The organism is Thomasclavelia ramosa DSM 1402 (assembly GCF_014131695.1).
GTDB lineage: Bacteria > Bacillota_I > Bacilli_A > Erysipelotrichales > Coprobacillaceae > Thomasclavelia > Thomasclavelia ramosa.
The window spans coordinates 1,500,920-1,515,056 of record NZ_CP036346.1 but is presented as its reverse complement, the minus strand read 5'-3'; the positions used below and the strand labels follow the sequence as shown (position 1 = coordinate 1,515,056).

The following is a 14,137-nucleotide window of genomic DNA, read 5'->3' as shown; positions in this document are numbered from 1 at the left end:
TAACTATCTTTTTTTGTTTGCAATAACCATGGCTACAACCATTAAAATCATCGCCATAAATTTATTAAAATTAAAATTTTCTTGTAGTAACAATGAACCAATATATGTAAACACTGGATTTAGTCCTAATAAAAAACTTGTTTTAACACTTCCAATTTCGTGAACAGCTCGAAAATACGTTAATTGAATTATAGCAAATCCAATTCCAGAAAAAATTATGAAAAATACCCATAAAGTTATTGAAATATTTTCAAGATGATTGCTGCTAGGAATAAATAAAGTAATTAACGCTAATTGAAAGAAGCTCAAACATAAATATTGAAATGTAAAAGGCAAACTGTCTTCTTTTTTACATTGGTGCTGCATTAATAAATTACCATAACTATATAACACAATTCCACCAATCATCATTAAATGACCAAGAGAAATCTGACTAATATTAAAATCTAGAGAAATAAGAAATCCAATGCATGCGATTATCATAGCAATCAACTGGTAACGATTGACCTTAGTATGATAAAAAAGCCATGTCAATAGGATTGTCACTAGCGGTGCTAAGGAATTAACAATTGCATTTGAACTTCCGGTAATTAAATTCAATCCCTCAAAGGTAAGTATAAAATTAATTGTAATCGAAAGTAATGATACCTTTATTCCTAGACTGCCTTTATACCATTTAAAAGGTATTTTTTTATATTTCATGATTACAAAAATTGCAATAACCGACAACAGTACTTTTAGAGCAGCTAAAAAATATGTTGTAGTGTTTTCTAACATATATTTCATTACAAGAACGTTGGTACCCCATAAAAAACTAGAAAAGATTAACCATCCATATAACATCATATCACCAAATTTATTATTCCCCAGATATTCATAAATAAAACTAATAAATATAGGAAAGCAACATAAAAAAATGATATGTACTAATCATATCATTTCATTAATTATCTGCTGTTTATCCTTATTTAATTGTTCAATTAAATCGTTTATTGAAGGGAACTTTTTCTCACTGCGAATATGTTTAATAAACATAACATTTACTTGTTTTCCATATACATTCTGATCAAAATCGAAAATATTAACTTCTAATGAAGCTTGCTTCAAAGCAGTAAAGGTTGGATTATAGCCTAAATTTGCCATTCCTATATATTCTTTACCATCGATGATTACTTTAGCACCATACACTCCATTTTTAGGAAGTACATAATCTATTGCTGCCACATTAATTGTCGGAAAACCAATTTTACGACCGTTTTCACGTCCATGAACAACTTTTCCAGTCACTTGATATTGCCGACCTAACAATTGACTAGCCAATTCAACTTGACCATTACTTAAAACTTGTCGTAAATATGAAGATGAGATTTTATGCTGTTCATATTCTAATTTATCAATAATTGAAATTTCATAATCATTATTTCTATTATTTTTTAGATAAACACTATCGCCACTACCATGATTTCCAAAATGAAAATCAAAACCACAAACAACATGCTTGATTTTTGGTTTAATAATAAATTCGTCAATAAACTGTCGTGGTTCCTTACTAGCTAATTGATGATTGAAACGTAATACAAATAAATAGTCAAAATTTAATTTTTCTAGAAATTCTATTTTATCTTCGAGACTCATCAAATATTTAAAAGAACTATCTAAAAGATATGATTTAGGATGAACGTCAAATGTTAATAGCCCTTTTTTTAGATTCTTTATTTTTGACACTTTTAATACTTCATCAATCAATTTTTGATGACCTAGATGCATGCCATCAAAAAAACCCAAAGCAACACAACTTGGTTCCAAAGCAATCATATTTTCTTCATTCAAATATATTACTTTCATCACCATAAACCTCTAATACTTTTTAAATAACCATTTCCATCAGGGCCATACATTGCAAGAACTTTCCCCTGCCGATTTAAGATAACAACCTGTTCATTTAAATCTGATTTGATTTTTTTTCCATGAAAAATTATTTTTTCATCATCTACAACTAATTGTTGATATGAATTTAAAGCTTCTTCTAAACTTACTGTTGTGTATTCACCATTTTCAATCTGTTCAAGTGTAAAACAATTTTCTAACGAAAAATTTCCTGATTTAGTTCTAATTAAATCTTTCATATGTCCCGGATAACCTAAAGCCTTCGCAAGATCATAGCATAGAGAACGAATATATGTTCCTTTCGAACATCCCACTTTAAATTTAATTAAATTATTTTCGATTTGTAATATTTCTAAATGATTAACTGTAACTGATCGTGTTGGCACTTCTACCTGCTCTCCTGCACGAGCATACTCATATAATTTTTTACCATTTACTTTAATTGCTGAATAGATTGGGGGCTTTTGTTCTTGAGAACCAATAAAATTATTGAAACAAGCAACTATTTCATTATTATCAAGGGCATGGAACTCTTTTGTTTCAATAATTTTACCACTAGCATCATATGTATCAGTACTTGTTCCTAGACTAAGTGTTGCAACATATTCTTTGCTTTCGCTTGTTAAAAACTGCAAAACTTTTGTAGCCTTATTTACACACACAACTAAAACACCAGTTGCATCAGGATCTAAAGTTCCGCAATGCCCCACTTTTTTTGTTTTTAATATTCGTCTTAATTTATTAACCACGTCATGGCTTGTCATACCACTAGGTTTGTTTACTAAAATAATTCCATCCATTTTCATCACCGCTTTACATTGTACCTATCTTTACATTAAATTGCAAATAACTTTGCTTAGTAATGATATTTTTGTTAGAATATAGCAAGGTGATAAAAATGACAATGAAAAAAGTACTTGGCTGTATTCGTAAAGCCGATGAAGAATTTAATTTAATTCAAGATGGTGATAAAGTATGTGTGGGCGTTTCTGGTGGTAAAGACTCTATGCTCCTTTTATACTGCTTATCATTATATAAAAAATTCGCAACTGTAAAATTTGATGTTATTGGAGTACATATTGAAATGGGCTTCCCAAATATGGATTTTAGTGAAGCTGATGCTTTTTGTAAAAAAAATGGTATTGAACTTTATCATGAACCTAGTGATGTATATGAAATCTTAAAGTTAAATAAGACCGATGATGGTCGTCTACAATGTTCATTATGTTCTAAATTTAAAAAAGCACTTGTAATCGATGGTGCAAAGAAATACAGATGCAACAAAGTTGCCTTTGCGCATCATGGTGATGATGCTGTTGAGACACTATTTATGAATATGATCTACGGTGGTAAGATTGCAACCTTTACCCCCAAAATGTATTTAACAAGAACTGAAATGAACTTTATTCGTCCATTAGTTTATGCTTACGAATCAGATATAGTTAGTGCTGTTGAAGAAGCACATGTTCCTATTGTCCCTTCAACATGTCCAGCTGATAAGCATACTAAACGAGAAGAATTTAAACATTTACTAAATGATCTATATTTAAAATATCCGCAAGCTAAAAGCAATCTCCTTACCAGTTTAACAAACGAAGAAAATACAATGTTATGGAAAAAAACGCCAAGAAAAAAGTAAGTTATAAAACTTACTTTTTTAAATATGCTTAATTACAAAATAATTTTTCTTGCCGCGACGAACTACAGTCGCCTCATTTCCAAATGCATTAGCTTTTGTAACTATGAACTCAACATCTTTAATTCGTTCACCATTTATTAAAATGGATCCGCCATTAACAAATTCGCGCGCTTCTCGTTTACTCTTTGCTGCCCCACAAGTAGTTAGTGCATCTAAAATATTCAATTCTTCATTAACTTCAATACTTGGTACACCTTCAAAGCAAACCTTGACCTGTGCTAATGTTAGTGATTGAATTTGTCCCGAAAATAACATTTTTGAAATATTTACAGCTTCCTCATAAGCTTCAGCACCATGCAAGAATGTGATTACTTCACGCGCTAATGCTTGATGAGCTTCTCTTAAATGTGGTTGCGTTTTATTCTTTTCTTCTAATTCCATAATTTCTTCAGGTGTTAAGAAAGTTAAAAATTTTAAATAATCAATTACTTTATCATCTTCTGAGTTAATAAAAAATTGATACATTTCATATGGTGATGTTTTCTCTCTATCTAGCCAAATAGCCTTACCATTAGTTTTTCCAAATTTTGTTCCATCACTTTTAGTCAATAATGGCATTGTAAAACCATATGCCTCTTTACCATCTTTTTTGCGAATCAATTCAATTCCAGCAGTAATATTTCCCCATTGATCTTGACCAGCTACTTGCATAACACAATTTTTGTTATTGTATAACCATTCAAAGTCCATTGCTTGCATGATCATATATGAAAATTCAGTATATGTAATCCCTGCATCTAAACGACGTTTTACAATATCTTTGTTTAACATATAGTTAATATTAAAATATTTTCCATAATCTCTTAAAAAATCAATGAAATTAAGATCCTTTGACCAATCATAATTATTAACAACTTCAAAACCAAACAAATCTTGTGCTTGTTTCTTTAAGCAAGCAAAATTATGTTCAACTGTCTCTTTGGTAATCATTGGTCTTTCAGTATCTGGTTTAGGATCACCAATCAATCCGGTTGCTCCACCAACTAATAAAATTGGATTATGTCCCGCTTCTTTTAATCGCTTTGAAATTAAAAATGATGAAAAATGTCCAATATGGAGACTATCACCAGTAGGATCAGTCCCAATATAAAAAGTCATCCCACCATTATTTAATTTTTCTTCTAAATCTGGTGAACTAACATCTTTGATTAATCCACGCCATACTAATTCATCATAAATCTTCATCCGTTATCCTCCATTTATAAAATAAAAAGAGATTTCTTCCTAAAAGGACGAAATCTCGCGGTACCACCTTTATTCACGTATAAAATACATGCACTCATCATTCATAACGGAACTACCCGTCTAGACTTTTCACCTAGAAACTCCAGAGTGTATTCATCAGTAGTACATCCTTGTTTACACCAGCCACAAGGTCTCTAAAATGCCTATTTTGATTACTATTTTCCTTCAACGTCGTAATAGAATTATATGCTATATTTTTAAATAAGTCAACATACCCTAATAGTTTTGTCAAAACTTATCGTTCCTGATACTATTTAAATATTTTAATCATATTTAATTTTAATGATTTACTTTATTTTCATATAAATAGTATCCCTACATTCATTATTTCTTTCTTCACAAGTTCCTTCTTCAAAAGTAATTATTTTTTCTTTGATAACACCATTATTATACTCTATTACCATGCTTATTTCATAGCTTAATAATTCCTGTTTAACTGTTTGATAGATTATTTGTTCGTTATCTATTACTGAAATATCTTTATTTTCTAAATTTAATTCAGTATAAAGAATATTTCGATAGTTTAGAGGATCTTGCTGATCATAAGGAACAGTCATCCTATCGCCTTGGTTAATTTCTATCCAAAAAAGTCCGCCATACATATTTAAGCTTTCCTGACTATAGCCTGCTTGTTCTAAAGCTGCACGGTAATCTTTAATAATATCAATGATATGATCATTAACGTATGATTCTAAATTTTCTTCTGTTAACTGATAGCGTTCTTTTAAAAGTTCTTTATCTTGATCACGTAATTCGTTAAACATTTTAAATTGGATACTAAAATCATTTTTTTTATTTAACTCCGATAAATCATCATGAAATAAATCTAATGATTTAACCCGATAAAAATCTAAGCTCGTCCCCTTAATTACAGAATAGCTGATACTCTTAATGTTTTCACCAACAATACGAATATCAAATGGTAAACATGAGCGTTTAGCATTACATCTCCAGGTTGTTCCAAACATATCACTACTCATGTCAATACTAACTTTATCGTCTGTTAATTCATAGGTTTCATCATTAGCATAAATATTTGTAATGAAGTAATCAACATCTATTAATGTTTTTGTTTCATTATCTCCTCTTGGATAAGTTCTAAAATAAATTGTTCCCGTGATCATAGCTGCTATCACGATTAAAGCTGTAGCATATTTAAATTTACAGATGCTTTTTTTCTGTAAAATACTATTTTTTACTAGATCAAGCTTTTGCTCTGGTATCTTGATTCCATTGACAATCTTTTTGTAATCATTATTCTTCATGATTCTGCCTCCAGTTCTATTTTCAATTTTGTACGAGCTCGCTTTAACCTTTGCTTAACAGCGGCTTCACTAATTTTTAAAATGACTGAAATTTCCTTCACTGAATATCCCTCATAATAATACAAATGAATCACTCCCTTATATTTAGGAGCCAGTTTAAAAACTAGTTCTTGCAATTTTAAATCACTATTTTCTAATTGATAAAATTTTTCTTCAAAAACACTAACATTTCTTTTCCAATAACTTTTTAAATTATTTTTACAAAGATTAATACAAACTCTTAATAACCATCTTTTAAGATGCTCTTCATCGTTAAAATCATTTTTCTTTAATAGCTTAATAAATGTATTTTGAACAATATCTAAAGCATCTGCCTCATTTTTTAGATAAAGAAAAGCGACTCGATATATCATATCTTTATACTTTTGGAATAGGTGTTCGAACATTGCTTCCTCCATTAAATTTCCTCCCTTCATCTAAATAACAATTGAAAATTATAAATCGTGACAAAAAAAAGACCTTCATAATGAAAGTCTTAGTCATTTGTCGAATTGCGTTTAATAAACATATGTTGTACTGCAATTTCTTTTGAAGTAATTTCTTCATCTTGTAGGAACTTAGTTAATAAACGAACAGCTAAAGCACCCATATCATAAACAGGCACATTCATTGATGAAAGGGTCGGTTTACACATAATTGAATAACTTGTATTCAGCATTCCTACTACTTCCATTTCTTCAGGAATTTTAATTCCATTTTCTTGAGCTGCATTAATAATCGCAACACCGTCTTTATCATATCCACAGAATACTAAATCATGTTTGTGATTTTTAAAATATTCAACAAAATTCGGATATGTATTTTCATAATGGCTAGAGCTTGTAACAATTTGATCGGTAGTAAACTCTTTGTTATATTTTTTATATGTATCCTTGATTCCTTCAATAATTTCATCACTTTTAATTAAATTTTGTTTTGGTAAGATATAGACTATGTCATCTTTACCTTTAGCTAGATATTTATCAACAATCTCCTCAGCAGCTTTTTTAACATCAATATAAATAGAACCAATGTTTTCACCAGACATTTTTGTTCCGATAACAACGATAGGTAAATTATACTTCACAATCGATTCAACAGTTTCGTCAATATTATCATTATTAAATAAGATTACTCCATCAACACGTGACTTTACTAATCTTTCAGTAACATCAGCAACTGTATTTTCATCACCAATATCATCAGTCGTATACATATTGATATTATAATCTAAATGTCTACCAGTATCGCCAATTCCACCAATCATATCTTTGACATGAGCAAATAGTGATTGTGGGAAAACGATTGCAATTGTTGTTGTTTTGCTAGTAGCCAATCCTCTAGCAATATCATTTGGTTTGAAATCTAAACGATCAATAACATCCAAGACTTTTTGCTTTGTTTTTTCTCGAACAACATTTGAACCGTTGATTACTCGAGAAACAGTCGCAAGAGAAACACCAGCTTCTCTTGCGACATCATAAATAGTTACTTTTTTCATTAATCTTTTAGATCCTCAATGATGACATCTAATTCATCTTCAATATCATCCATTGCATCATCTAATTCTTGTAACACATTAAAATCTTTGTCTTGAACTTTTGTTTTGATTTCTTTAAATTTTGTTGTAACCTCATCACTAACTTTAGCAACCGATTCTTTAAAACTTGCGTATTCATCACTAGATTTTACCGAAGTTGCTAGTTGTTCTAATTTAGTTTTAATATCTCCTAATTTTTCTCCTGCTGTATCTTTAAATTCATCAACATCAAATTCATCAATTGCTAATTTGATTTCTTCGATAGTATTGTTGATCAAAGATTCAACATCATCTTTAGTCATGTTTTGAGCTTTATCATATAGATCTTGAGACTTTTCTTTTAATTCACCTCTTAGCTCACTACCTTTTTTAGGAGCACATAACATTCCAATTACTGCACCGATACCTACACCGGCAATAAATTTTCCTAATTTCATCATTATTTCACCTTTCTAAAATTTCTTTTTGAACAATCCAATAATAGCACTTATAGGATTAAACTTAGGTCGATTTGGATCAAAGAAACGCGCGATTGTTTCTACTGGCGCATTCAAAAGATCTAACTTGTAAGTTATATCATCCATAATTTTATCCGCTTTATTAATTGTGCTTTGAGCCATTTCGACTGTGTTCCCCACTTGTTTAACTGTGGTTGAACTACGAAGCAATAAAATTCCTAAGCTAACTAAGGCAAATGCTCCAGAAAGTATTAAAACACAGTAACAAACATCAATTGCAGTCATAGCATTACCTCAACTTTCTACAAATAATTATACCATAATTCTAGATACTTATATAGATTTTTTTATCGCGATAACTTTTTCTTCAAGTTTATAAATATCTTTGCTAGACATAAACAAGAACACAACATTATCGAACTTAGCTAATTCTTTAGCAGCTTCTTCATCTTCACCAATAACTTTTGCTCTTGGTAGATTATTAGCGATATCATAAATATCTATGTCAATTCCTTCTTCTTTCACTGCATTTTCGGGAAATGGACAGAAATATGGATAATCAGCTAAATCCATAGATTTGGCAAAATCAACGGCAAAACGAGCGCCACGTGAAAAACGATCAGGTTTAAAAATTGCTACAATTTTTTTACTCGGATATCTAACACGGGTTGCTTCAATTACATACTTAATTGCAGTGGGATGATGGGCATAGTCATCTACGTAAACATTATTCCCTACTTCAGTTACACTGTATCGTCGTTTTGTTCCCTCGAAAGTTGCCATTCTATTTTGAATATAATCATTAGTCATATTTTCTAAATAACCAAGCGTAATGATCGCTAATGAATTATACAACATATGCATTCCAAAATAAGGTAAATTAAAATGACCAAATAATTCATTATGAATATATACATCAAACGATAAACCATTACTGTTTTCAAGCACATTTACCGCCCTAACGTCATTATAGTCATTTAAACCAAATCTCATAACTCTTTTTTTAAAATTTATTTTTTTAATGTTTGGATCATCCCCCCAAACAATTACTGTATCTTTTACTTGATTAGCAAATTTTTCAAAAGACTCAATATAACGCTCTAAATTTCCAAAATAATCGACATGATCTAATTCAATATTATTGATAATCGCATATTTAGGATAATAATGTAAAAAATGATCTTGGAACTCACATGATTCTGCAATAAAATATTTACTATCTTTTACTGCATGACCAGTTCCATCACCAATTAAAACTGTAGTTTTATCAAATTCTTCAAACAAATGATAAGCCATCCCTGTTGTCGTTGTTTTGCCATGAGTTCCAGCTATACTAATTGAGATGAAGTTTTCCATAAACTCTCCCAAAAATTCAAAATATCGATAACATTTAACATTCGGATTAGCTAAAGCAGCTTTAACTTCTGTGTGATCATCACCAAAAGCATTTCCAATAATAACTGTATAACCATCTTTAATGTTGTTAGCATCAAATGAATAGATTGGGATATTTCTCTTTCTTAATTCCTCTTCAATGAAGATGTATTTATCAATATCGCTTCCACACACTTCATTTCCTAGTTCATGAAGGATTTCAGCTAATGGCGCCATCCCTGAACCTTTAATTCCAATAAAATAATACATTCTTTATGTCACCTCACTTCACCATTTTAGCACAATTTAAGATAAATGTATTGACCGAACCCTAAAAAGTATGTTTTTTTATTCGACAAGAAAATGATTAAGAGCTGTAACCCTTAATCATTAAATTACAAATAAATCCTTTGGATAACTATTTAAAACTTTACAGCCATCTTTTGTAACCATGACTAAATCTTCAATCCGCACCCCAAATTTACCTGGCAAATAAATTCCCGGTTCAATCGAAAAAATCATACCTTCTTTAACTTCCAAATCAAAGTTAACAGAAACATCACCAAATTCATGAACATCTTTACCAATGAAATGACCCAACCTATGATTAAATTCTTTGCCATAGCCAGCATCAGTAATAATATCACGAGCAGCCTTATCAATATCACAAAGTCTAACCCCAGGTTTAATCATTGCTTCAGCTGTTTCGTTAGCCAAACGAACCAAACCATAGACTTCTTTAGCTTCTTCACTTACTTCTTGATAGAAGACAGTTCTTGTCATATCTGAGCAATATCCGTTATACTTACACCCCATATCAATAATGATACTGTCACCTGGTTTTAAATGGCTATCATCATTTTCATGATGAGGATTAGCACCATTAGCTCCATAAGCGATGATAGCATCAAAACTGTTGCCATCACCACCAAATTTGCTATAAATACCACTCAATTTACCGGCTACTTCAAGTTCTGATAATCCTAAAGATACTTGATGAATCACTTCATGAATTGCTTGATCATTGATCCGACTTGCTTCAATCATTAAAACCTGTTCATTTTCATCTTTAACCATTCTTACAAAATCTACACAAAATGAGCCATTAACAAATTTAACATCTGGTAGTTTTTCCATTAAACTTAATAAAAAGTTTGCACTCCAATGTTTATCAACTCCAATTGTACCAGAATTTTCAACATAATCTGCAATTGTTTTTGTCGCATCATCAGTATCGCTATGCCAAACAATTTCAATCCCTAGATCATTTTCTACAAAGAATAATTTATTGAAGAACAACTTATGGGCACCATTTGCTGCAAGCATCAATACATACATTCTTTCACCGGGGTTATTTACATAATCAATCAAATAATCAATTGAAGAAGGTTCACTGATCAACAAATAATCAAGACCAGCTTCCTTCATATTATTTACAACTGCATCAATTCTATTCTTGTTCATCTTCAATCACCGCGATTCCTAATTCTTCTAATTGAGCATTATCTACCTCACTTGGTGCTTTTGACATTGGACATACTGCACTTGCATTTTTTGGAAAAGCAATAACCTCACGAATATTTTCACTACCAGTAAGTAACATTGCTAGACGATCCAGACCTAAGGCAAATCCCCCATGTGGTGGAGTACCGTATTGAAAGGCCTCAACAAACCAGCCAAATTGACTATCAATTCTCTCTTGGGTAAAACCTAATGCTCTAAAGGCTCTTTCTTGTAATTCTTGTTCGTAGATACGTTGTGAACCTCCACCCAATTCAAAACCGTTTAATACAATGTCATAAGCATCAGCTAAACAATTTGCAGGATCGTTTTCAATTTTATCAATATCACTATCTTTAGGTCGAGTAAATGGATGATGAACCGCATAATAACGTTCAGTTTCATCATCATATTCAAACATTGGAAAATCTACGACCCATAAAAATGCAAATTCATCAGGGTTAAATAATTTTAATTCTTTTCCTAAATGATTACGTAAAGCTGCCAAAGCATCACAAACAACATTATATTTAGCATCGCTAACAAATAATAATAAGTCATTATCACTTGCATCCATTGCTTTTAATAATTTTGTCATTTGTTCTTCGTTAAAGAATTTAGCAATTGGTCCCTCAGCCTTTCCAGCTTTAACTTTTAACCATGCTAATCCTTTTGCTTTATATGTTTTAACTACATCCGTCAATTTATCAATTGCTTTACGAGAAAAATTGTCAGCTTCACCTTTGACATTAATTCCTTTTACATGCCCATCAGCTTCTAACGCGCTCTTAAAAACCATAAACTCAACATCTTTAACCACTTCATTTAAATTAACTAACTCTAATCCAAAACGAATATCTGGCTTATCAATTCCATATTTTTCCATAGCTTCATGCCAAGTCATTCGTGGCAATGGCAGTTGCAGTTCAATTCCTTTAACATCTTTCATTACTTGTGCTAACAGCTGTTCACCAATACTAATAATTTCATCAGTAGTCATGAAACTCATTTCAACATCAACTTGAGTAAATTCCGGTTGCCGATCTAATCGTAAATCCTCATCTCTAAAACAGCGTGCGATTTGATAATAACGTTCAAATCCTGAAACCATCAATAATTGCTTAAATAATTGTGGTGACTGTGGTAAAGCATAAAATGAACCATTATGAACCCGTGAAGGGACTAAGAAATCTCTTGCTCCCTCAGGAGTAGAACGATTTAAATAGGGCGTTTCAATATCAATAAATTCATGATTATCTAAGAAATTTCGAATACTGCTAGTAATTTTATGACGCATAATTATTTTATTCTGCATTACCGGTCTTCTTAAATCAAGATAACGATATTGCATTCTTGCATCCTCACTTGCATCAGTATCATCAGTTGTGTAAATAGGTGTTACTTTAGCCGTATTGATAATATCAATTTGAGCAGCTTCAATTTCAATATCCCCAGTTGGCATATTAGGATTTTTAGAACTTCTTTCAATTACTTTACCAACTACATGCAGGACATATTCATTTTTAATATCCTTACCTAGAGCTTCCATTTCTTCATTTAATACGATTTGCGTGATTCCATAACGGTCTCTTAAATCAATGAAAACCAAAGAACCTAAATTTCTTTTTTTAGCAACCCAGCCTTTTAATTCAACAATTTTATTAACATCACTAATTCTTAATTCACCATTGTTATGAGTTCTATTCATGTACATGTCCCTCCATATGATTTTCAATATACGCAACAATATTTTCAATTGGTACAATATCTTGTGTCTTTGAATGTGTACATTTAATATTGACTACTTCGTCAGCAATTTCTTGATCACCAATGATCATTGCAAAATGACTATTCAAACGATCAACCGTTTTAAACTGTGCTTTTAAAGAACGACCTTGATAGTCCATATCAACACTAAAGCCATTTGCTCGTAGCATTGCCGTGATCTGTACCGCTAAATCTCTTGCTTCATCTCCCATTGGCATAACATACACATCCAACCCCTCAGGTTCTTCTAATTCTTCATCCATAGCAATCAATAATCGTTCCATTCCAAAAGCAAATCCAACTCCAGGTGCTTCTGGTCCCCCTAATTCCTGTACTAAGCCATTATAACGACCACCGCCACCAACAGTGGCTCCTGCACCTAAGCGTGGATCATCAGATATTACTTCAAAAACTGTATGACAGTAATAATCTAAACCACGCACTAAATTTGTATCAACAACATATTCAATTTCTAGATCATCTAATAACTCACATACTTTGGTAAAATGTGCCTTAGCCGCTTCACTTAAATAATCAACTGTTTTTGGCGCATTTGCCATCGCTGGATGATTATGATCTACTTTACAATCTAAAATTCTTAACGGATTTGCTTCATAACGATTTTTACAATCTTGACATAAATCATCTAAATATGGTGCAAAGTGTGCTTTCAAAGCTTCACGATAAGCATCACGACTATCACCATCACCAAGAGTATTTATATGTAATTTGACACCTTGTAACCCTAAAGCCTCGACTAATGTTACTGCCATTGTCATACATTCAACATCTAAATATGGTGATTCATAACCAATCATTTCTACCCCGAATTGGTGAAACTGACGTTGCCGCCCATTTTGAGGACGTTCATATCTAAACATTGGTCCAATATAATATAATTTACTAATTTTATCAGGATTAGAAAACATTTTATTTTCTACATAAGCTCTCGCAACTCCAGCTGTTCCTTCAGGTCGTAATGTAATTGAACGCCCCTTTTTATCAGCGAAAGTATACATTTCTTTACTTACTACATCAGTTGTATCGCCAACTGCACGAGTGAATAACTCGGTGTGTTCAAAAATAGGAGTTCTCACTTCTTTAACATTATAATTAGCACATATTGTTCTAATTAGTTGTTCTAATGTTTGCCATTTAGCACTCTTTTCTGGCAAAATATCCACTGTTCCTCGTGGTGCTTTATACATCATCTTTCATTTCCTCCTTGATAATATAAAAACGCCCTTAAAATAAGGACGTTAGTTAACGCGGTACCACCTTAATTCGTGTTAAATAACACGCTCTTATGTCTTAACGCGACAGACGTTTACTCCTACTAGATTTCAAAGTAACTCCTCCCAAG

General features: G+C 31.5%; 14 protein-coding genes and 2 other annotated features (1 of these 16 only partly in view). Of the genes, 1 reads left to right on the top strand and 13 read right to left on the bottom strand.

The genetic code is table 11. The annotated features are described in order from the left end of the window. Positions 1-3: 3 nt before the first annotated feature. The 3 genes from EYR00_RS07165 to truB all read right to left on the bottom strand — a co-directional run bounded on the left by EYR00_RS07165 (position 4) and on the right by truB (position 2,687). Entirely contained in the window at positions 4-843 is an 840-nt protein-coding gene (locus EYR00_RS07165) for a DMT family transporter (RefSeq protein ID WP_003538196.1), read from the bottom strand. Positions 844-930: 87 nt separating this feature from the next. Beyond that, positions 931-1,845 carry a bifunctional riboflavin kinase/FAD synthetase gene (locus tag EYR00_RS07160; protein ID WP_003538195.1) on the bottom strand — a complete coding sequence of 305 codons (915 nt, stop codon included), beginning with the start codon at positions 1,843-1,845 and terminating at the stop codon, positions 931-933. Beyond that, entirely contained in the window at positions 1,845-2,687 is an 843-nt protein-coding gene (truB, locus tag EYR00_RS07155; protein ID WP_009300648.1) for a tRNA pseudouridine(55) synthase TruB, read from the bottom strand. Before truB ends, EYR00_RS07160 begins: the two co-directional genes overlap by 1 nt. 62 nt (positions 2,688-2,749) lie before the next feature. On the opposite strand from truB, the gene EYR00_RS07150 reads away from it, so the two are divergent. After that, the gene (locus tag EYR00_RS07150) at positions 2,750-3,526 is read left to right on the top strand and encodes a tRNA 2-thiocytidine biosynthesis TtcA family protein (RefSeq protein ID WP_003538193.1); all 777 of its coding nucleotides are present in this window, start codon (positions 2,750-2,752) and stop codon (positions 3,524-3,526) included. Between the two features lie 18 nt (positions 3,527-3,544). On the opposite strand, the gene tyrS is transcribed toward EYR00_RS07150, so the two are convergent. From tyrS to hisS, 10 genes are all read right to left on the bottom strand, one after another. Then, positions 3,545-4,771 (bottom strand): tyrosine--tRNA ligase, encoded by a 1,227-nt coding sequence (tyrS, locus tag EYR00_RS07145; RefSeq protein WP_003538192.1) that lies wholly within the window; start codon positions 4,769-4,771, stop codon positions 3,545-3,547. Between the two features lie 40 nt (positions 4,772-4,811). Continuing rightward, positions 4,812-5,009, bottom strand: a binding site (T-box leader). Positions 5,010-5,118: 109 nt separating this feature from the next. Then, positions 5,119-6,096, bottom strand: a complete 978-nt coding sequence (locus EYR00_RS07140) for a hypothetical protein (protein ID WP_003538191.1) — start codon at positions 6,094-6,096, stop codon at positions 5,119-5,121. After that, a complete protein-coding gene (locus EYR00_RS07135) occupies positions 6,093-6,554 on the bottom strand; it encodes an RNA polymerase sigma factor (protein WP_040434370.1) in 462 nt (153 codons plus the stop codon). The genes EYR00_RS07140 and EYR00_RS07135 overlap by 4 nt, the downstream gene beginning before the upstream one ends. A gap of 77 nt (positions 6,555-6,631) precedes the next feature. Next, complete coding sequence (locus EYR00_RS07130; RefSeq protein WP_003538189.1) at positions 6,632-7,636, bottom strand: LacI family DNA-binding transcriptional regulator; 1,005 nt, start codon at positions 7,634-7,636, stop codon at positions 6,632-6,634. Next, positions 7,636-8,112: a YtxH domain-containing protein gene (locus EYR00_RS07125; protein WP_008791774.1), complete on the bottom strand. Its 477-nt coding sequence runs from the start codon at positions 8,110-8,112 to the stop codon at positions 7,636-7,638. Before EYR00_RS07125 ends, EYR00_RS07130 begins: the two co-directional genes overlap by 1 nt. A gap of 15 nt (positions 8,113-8,127) precedes the next feature. Next, positions 8,128-8,418 (bottom strand): DUF948 domain-containing protein, encoded by a 291-nt coding sequence (locus tag EYR00_RS07120; protein WP_003538186.1) that lies wholly within the window; start codon positions 8,416-8,418, stop codon positions 8,128-8,130. A 48-nt stretch (positions 8,419-8,466) separates the two neighbouring features. After that, complete coding sequence (locus EYR00_RS07115) at positions 8,467-9,777, bottom strand: UDP-N-acetylmuramate--L-alanine ligase (protein ID WP_003538185.1); 1,311 nt, start codon at positions 9,775-9,777, stop codon at positions 8,467-8,469. A 120-nt stretch (positions 9,778-9,897) separates the two neighbouring features. Then, a complete protein-coding gene (locus EYR00_RS07110; protein ID WP_003538184.1) occupies positions 9,898-10,971 on the bottom strand; it encodes a M24 family metallopeptidase in 1,074 nt (357 codons plus the stop codon). After that, a complete protein-coding gene (gene aspS, locus EYR00_RS07105) occupies positions 10,958-12,715 on the bottom strand; it encodes an aspartate--tRNA ligase (protein ID WP_003538183.1) in 1,758 nt (585 codons plus the stop codon). The genes EYR00_RS07110 and aspS overlap by 14 nt, the downstream gene beginning before the upstream one ends. Further along, positions 12,708-13,985, bottom strand: coding sequence for a histidine--tRNA ligase (gene hisS / locus EYR00_RS07100; protein WP_003538182.1), 1,278 nt, complete (start codon positions 13,983-13,985; stop codon positions 12,708-12,710). The genes aspS and hisS overlap by 8 nt, the downstream gene beginning before the upstream one ends. Before the next feature lie 38 nt (positions 13,986-14,023). Further along, positions 14,024-14,137, bottom strand: a binding site (T-box leader); it runs 88 nt beyond the window's last position.

Bases quoted from the DNA above. Each gene is read 5' to 3' on its own strand.
- aspS (WP_003538183.1), bottom strand. From the start codon at position 12,715: ATGAATAGAACTCATAACAATGGTGAATTAAGAATTAGTGATGTTAAT.
- EYR00_RS07165 (WP_003538196.1), bottom strand. From the start codon at position 843: ATGTTATATGGATGGTTAATCTTTTCTAGTTTTTTATGGGGTACCAAC.
- EYR00_RS07110 (WP_003538184.1), bottom strand. From the start codon at position 10,971: ATGAACAAGAATAGAATTGATGCAGTTGTAAATAATATGAAGGAAGCT.
- tyrS (WP_003538192.1), bottom strand. From the start codon at position 4,771: ATGAAGATTTATGATGAATTAGTATGGCGTGGATTAATCAAAGATGTT.
- EYR00_RS07160 (WP_003538195.1), bottom strand. From the start codon at position 1,845: ATGAAAGTAATATATTTGAATGAAGAAAATATGATTGCTTTGGAACCA.
- EYR00_RS07140 (WP_003538191.1), bottom strand. From the start codon at position 6,096: ATGAAGAATAATGATTACAAAAAGATTGTCAATGGAATCAAGATACCA.
- EYR00_RS07150 (WP_003538193.1), top strand. From the start codon at position 2,750: ATGATATTTTTGTTAGAATATAGCAAGGTGATAAAAATGACAATGAAA.
- EYR00_RS07120 (WP_003538186.1), bottom strand. From the start codon at position 8,418: ATGACTGCAATTGATGTTTGTTACTGTGTTTTAATACTTTCTGGAGCA.
- hisS (WP_003538182.1), bottom strand. From the start codon at position 13,985: ATGATGTATAAAGCACCACGAGGAACAGTGGATATTTTGCCAGAAAAG.
- truB (WP_009300648.1), bottom strand. From the start codon at position 2,687: ATGGATGGAATTATTTTAGTAAACAAACCTAGTGGTATGACAAGCCAT.
- EYR00_RS07135 (WP_040434370.1), bottom strand. From the start codon at position 6,554: ATGGAGGAAGCAATGTTCGAACACCTATTCCAAAAGTATAAAGATATG.
- EYR00_RS07125 (WP_008791774.1), bottom strand. From the start codon at position 8,112: ATGAAATTAGGAAAATTTATTGCCGGTGTAGGTATCGGTGCAGTAATT.
- EYR00_RS07130 (WP_003538189.1), bottom strand. From the start codon at position 7,636: ATGAAAAAAGTAACTATTTATGATGTCGCAAGAGAAGCTGGTGTTTCT.
- EYR00_RS07115 (WP_003538185.1), bottom strand. From the start codon at position 9,777: ATGTATTATTTTATTGGAATTAAAGGTTCAGGGATGGCGCCATTAGCT.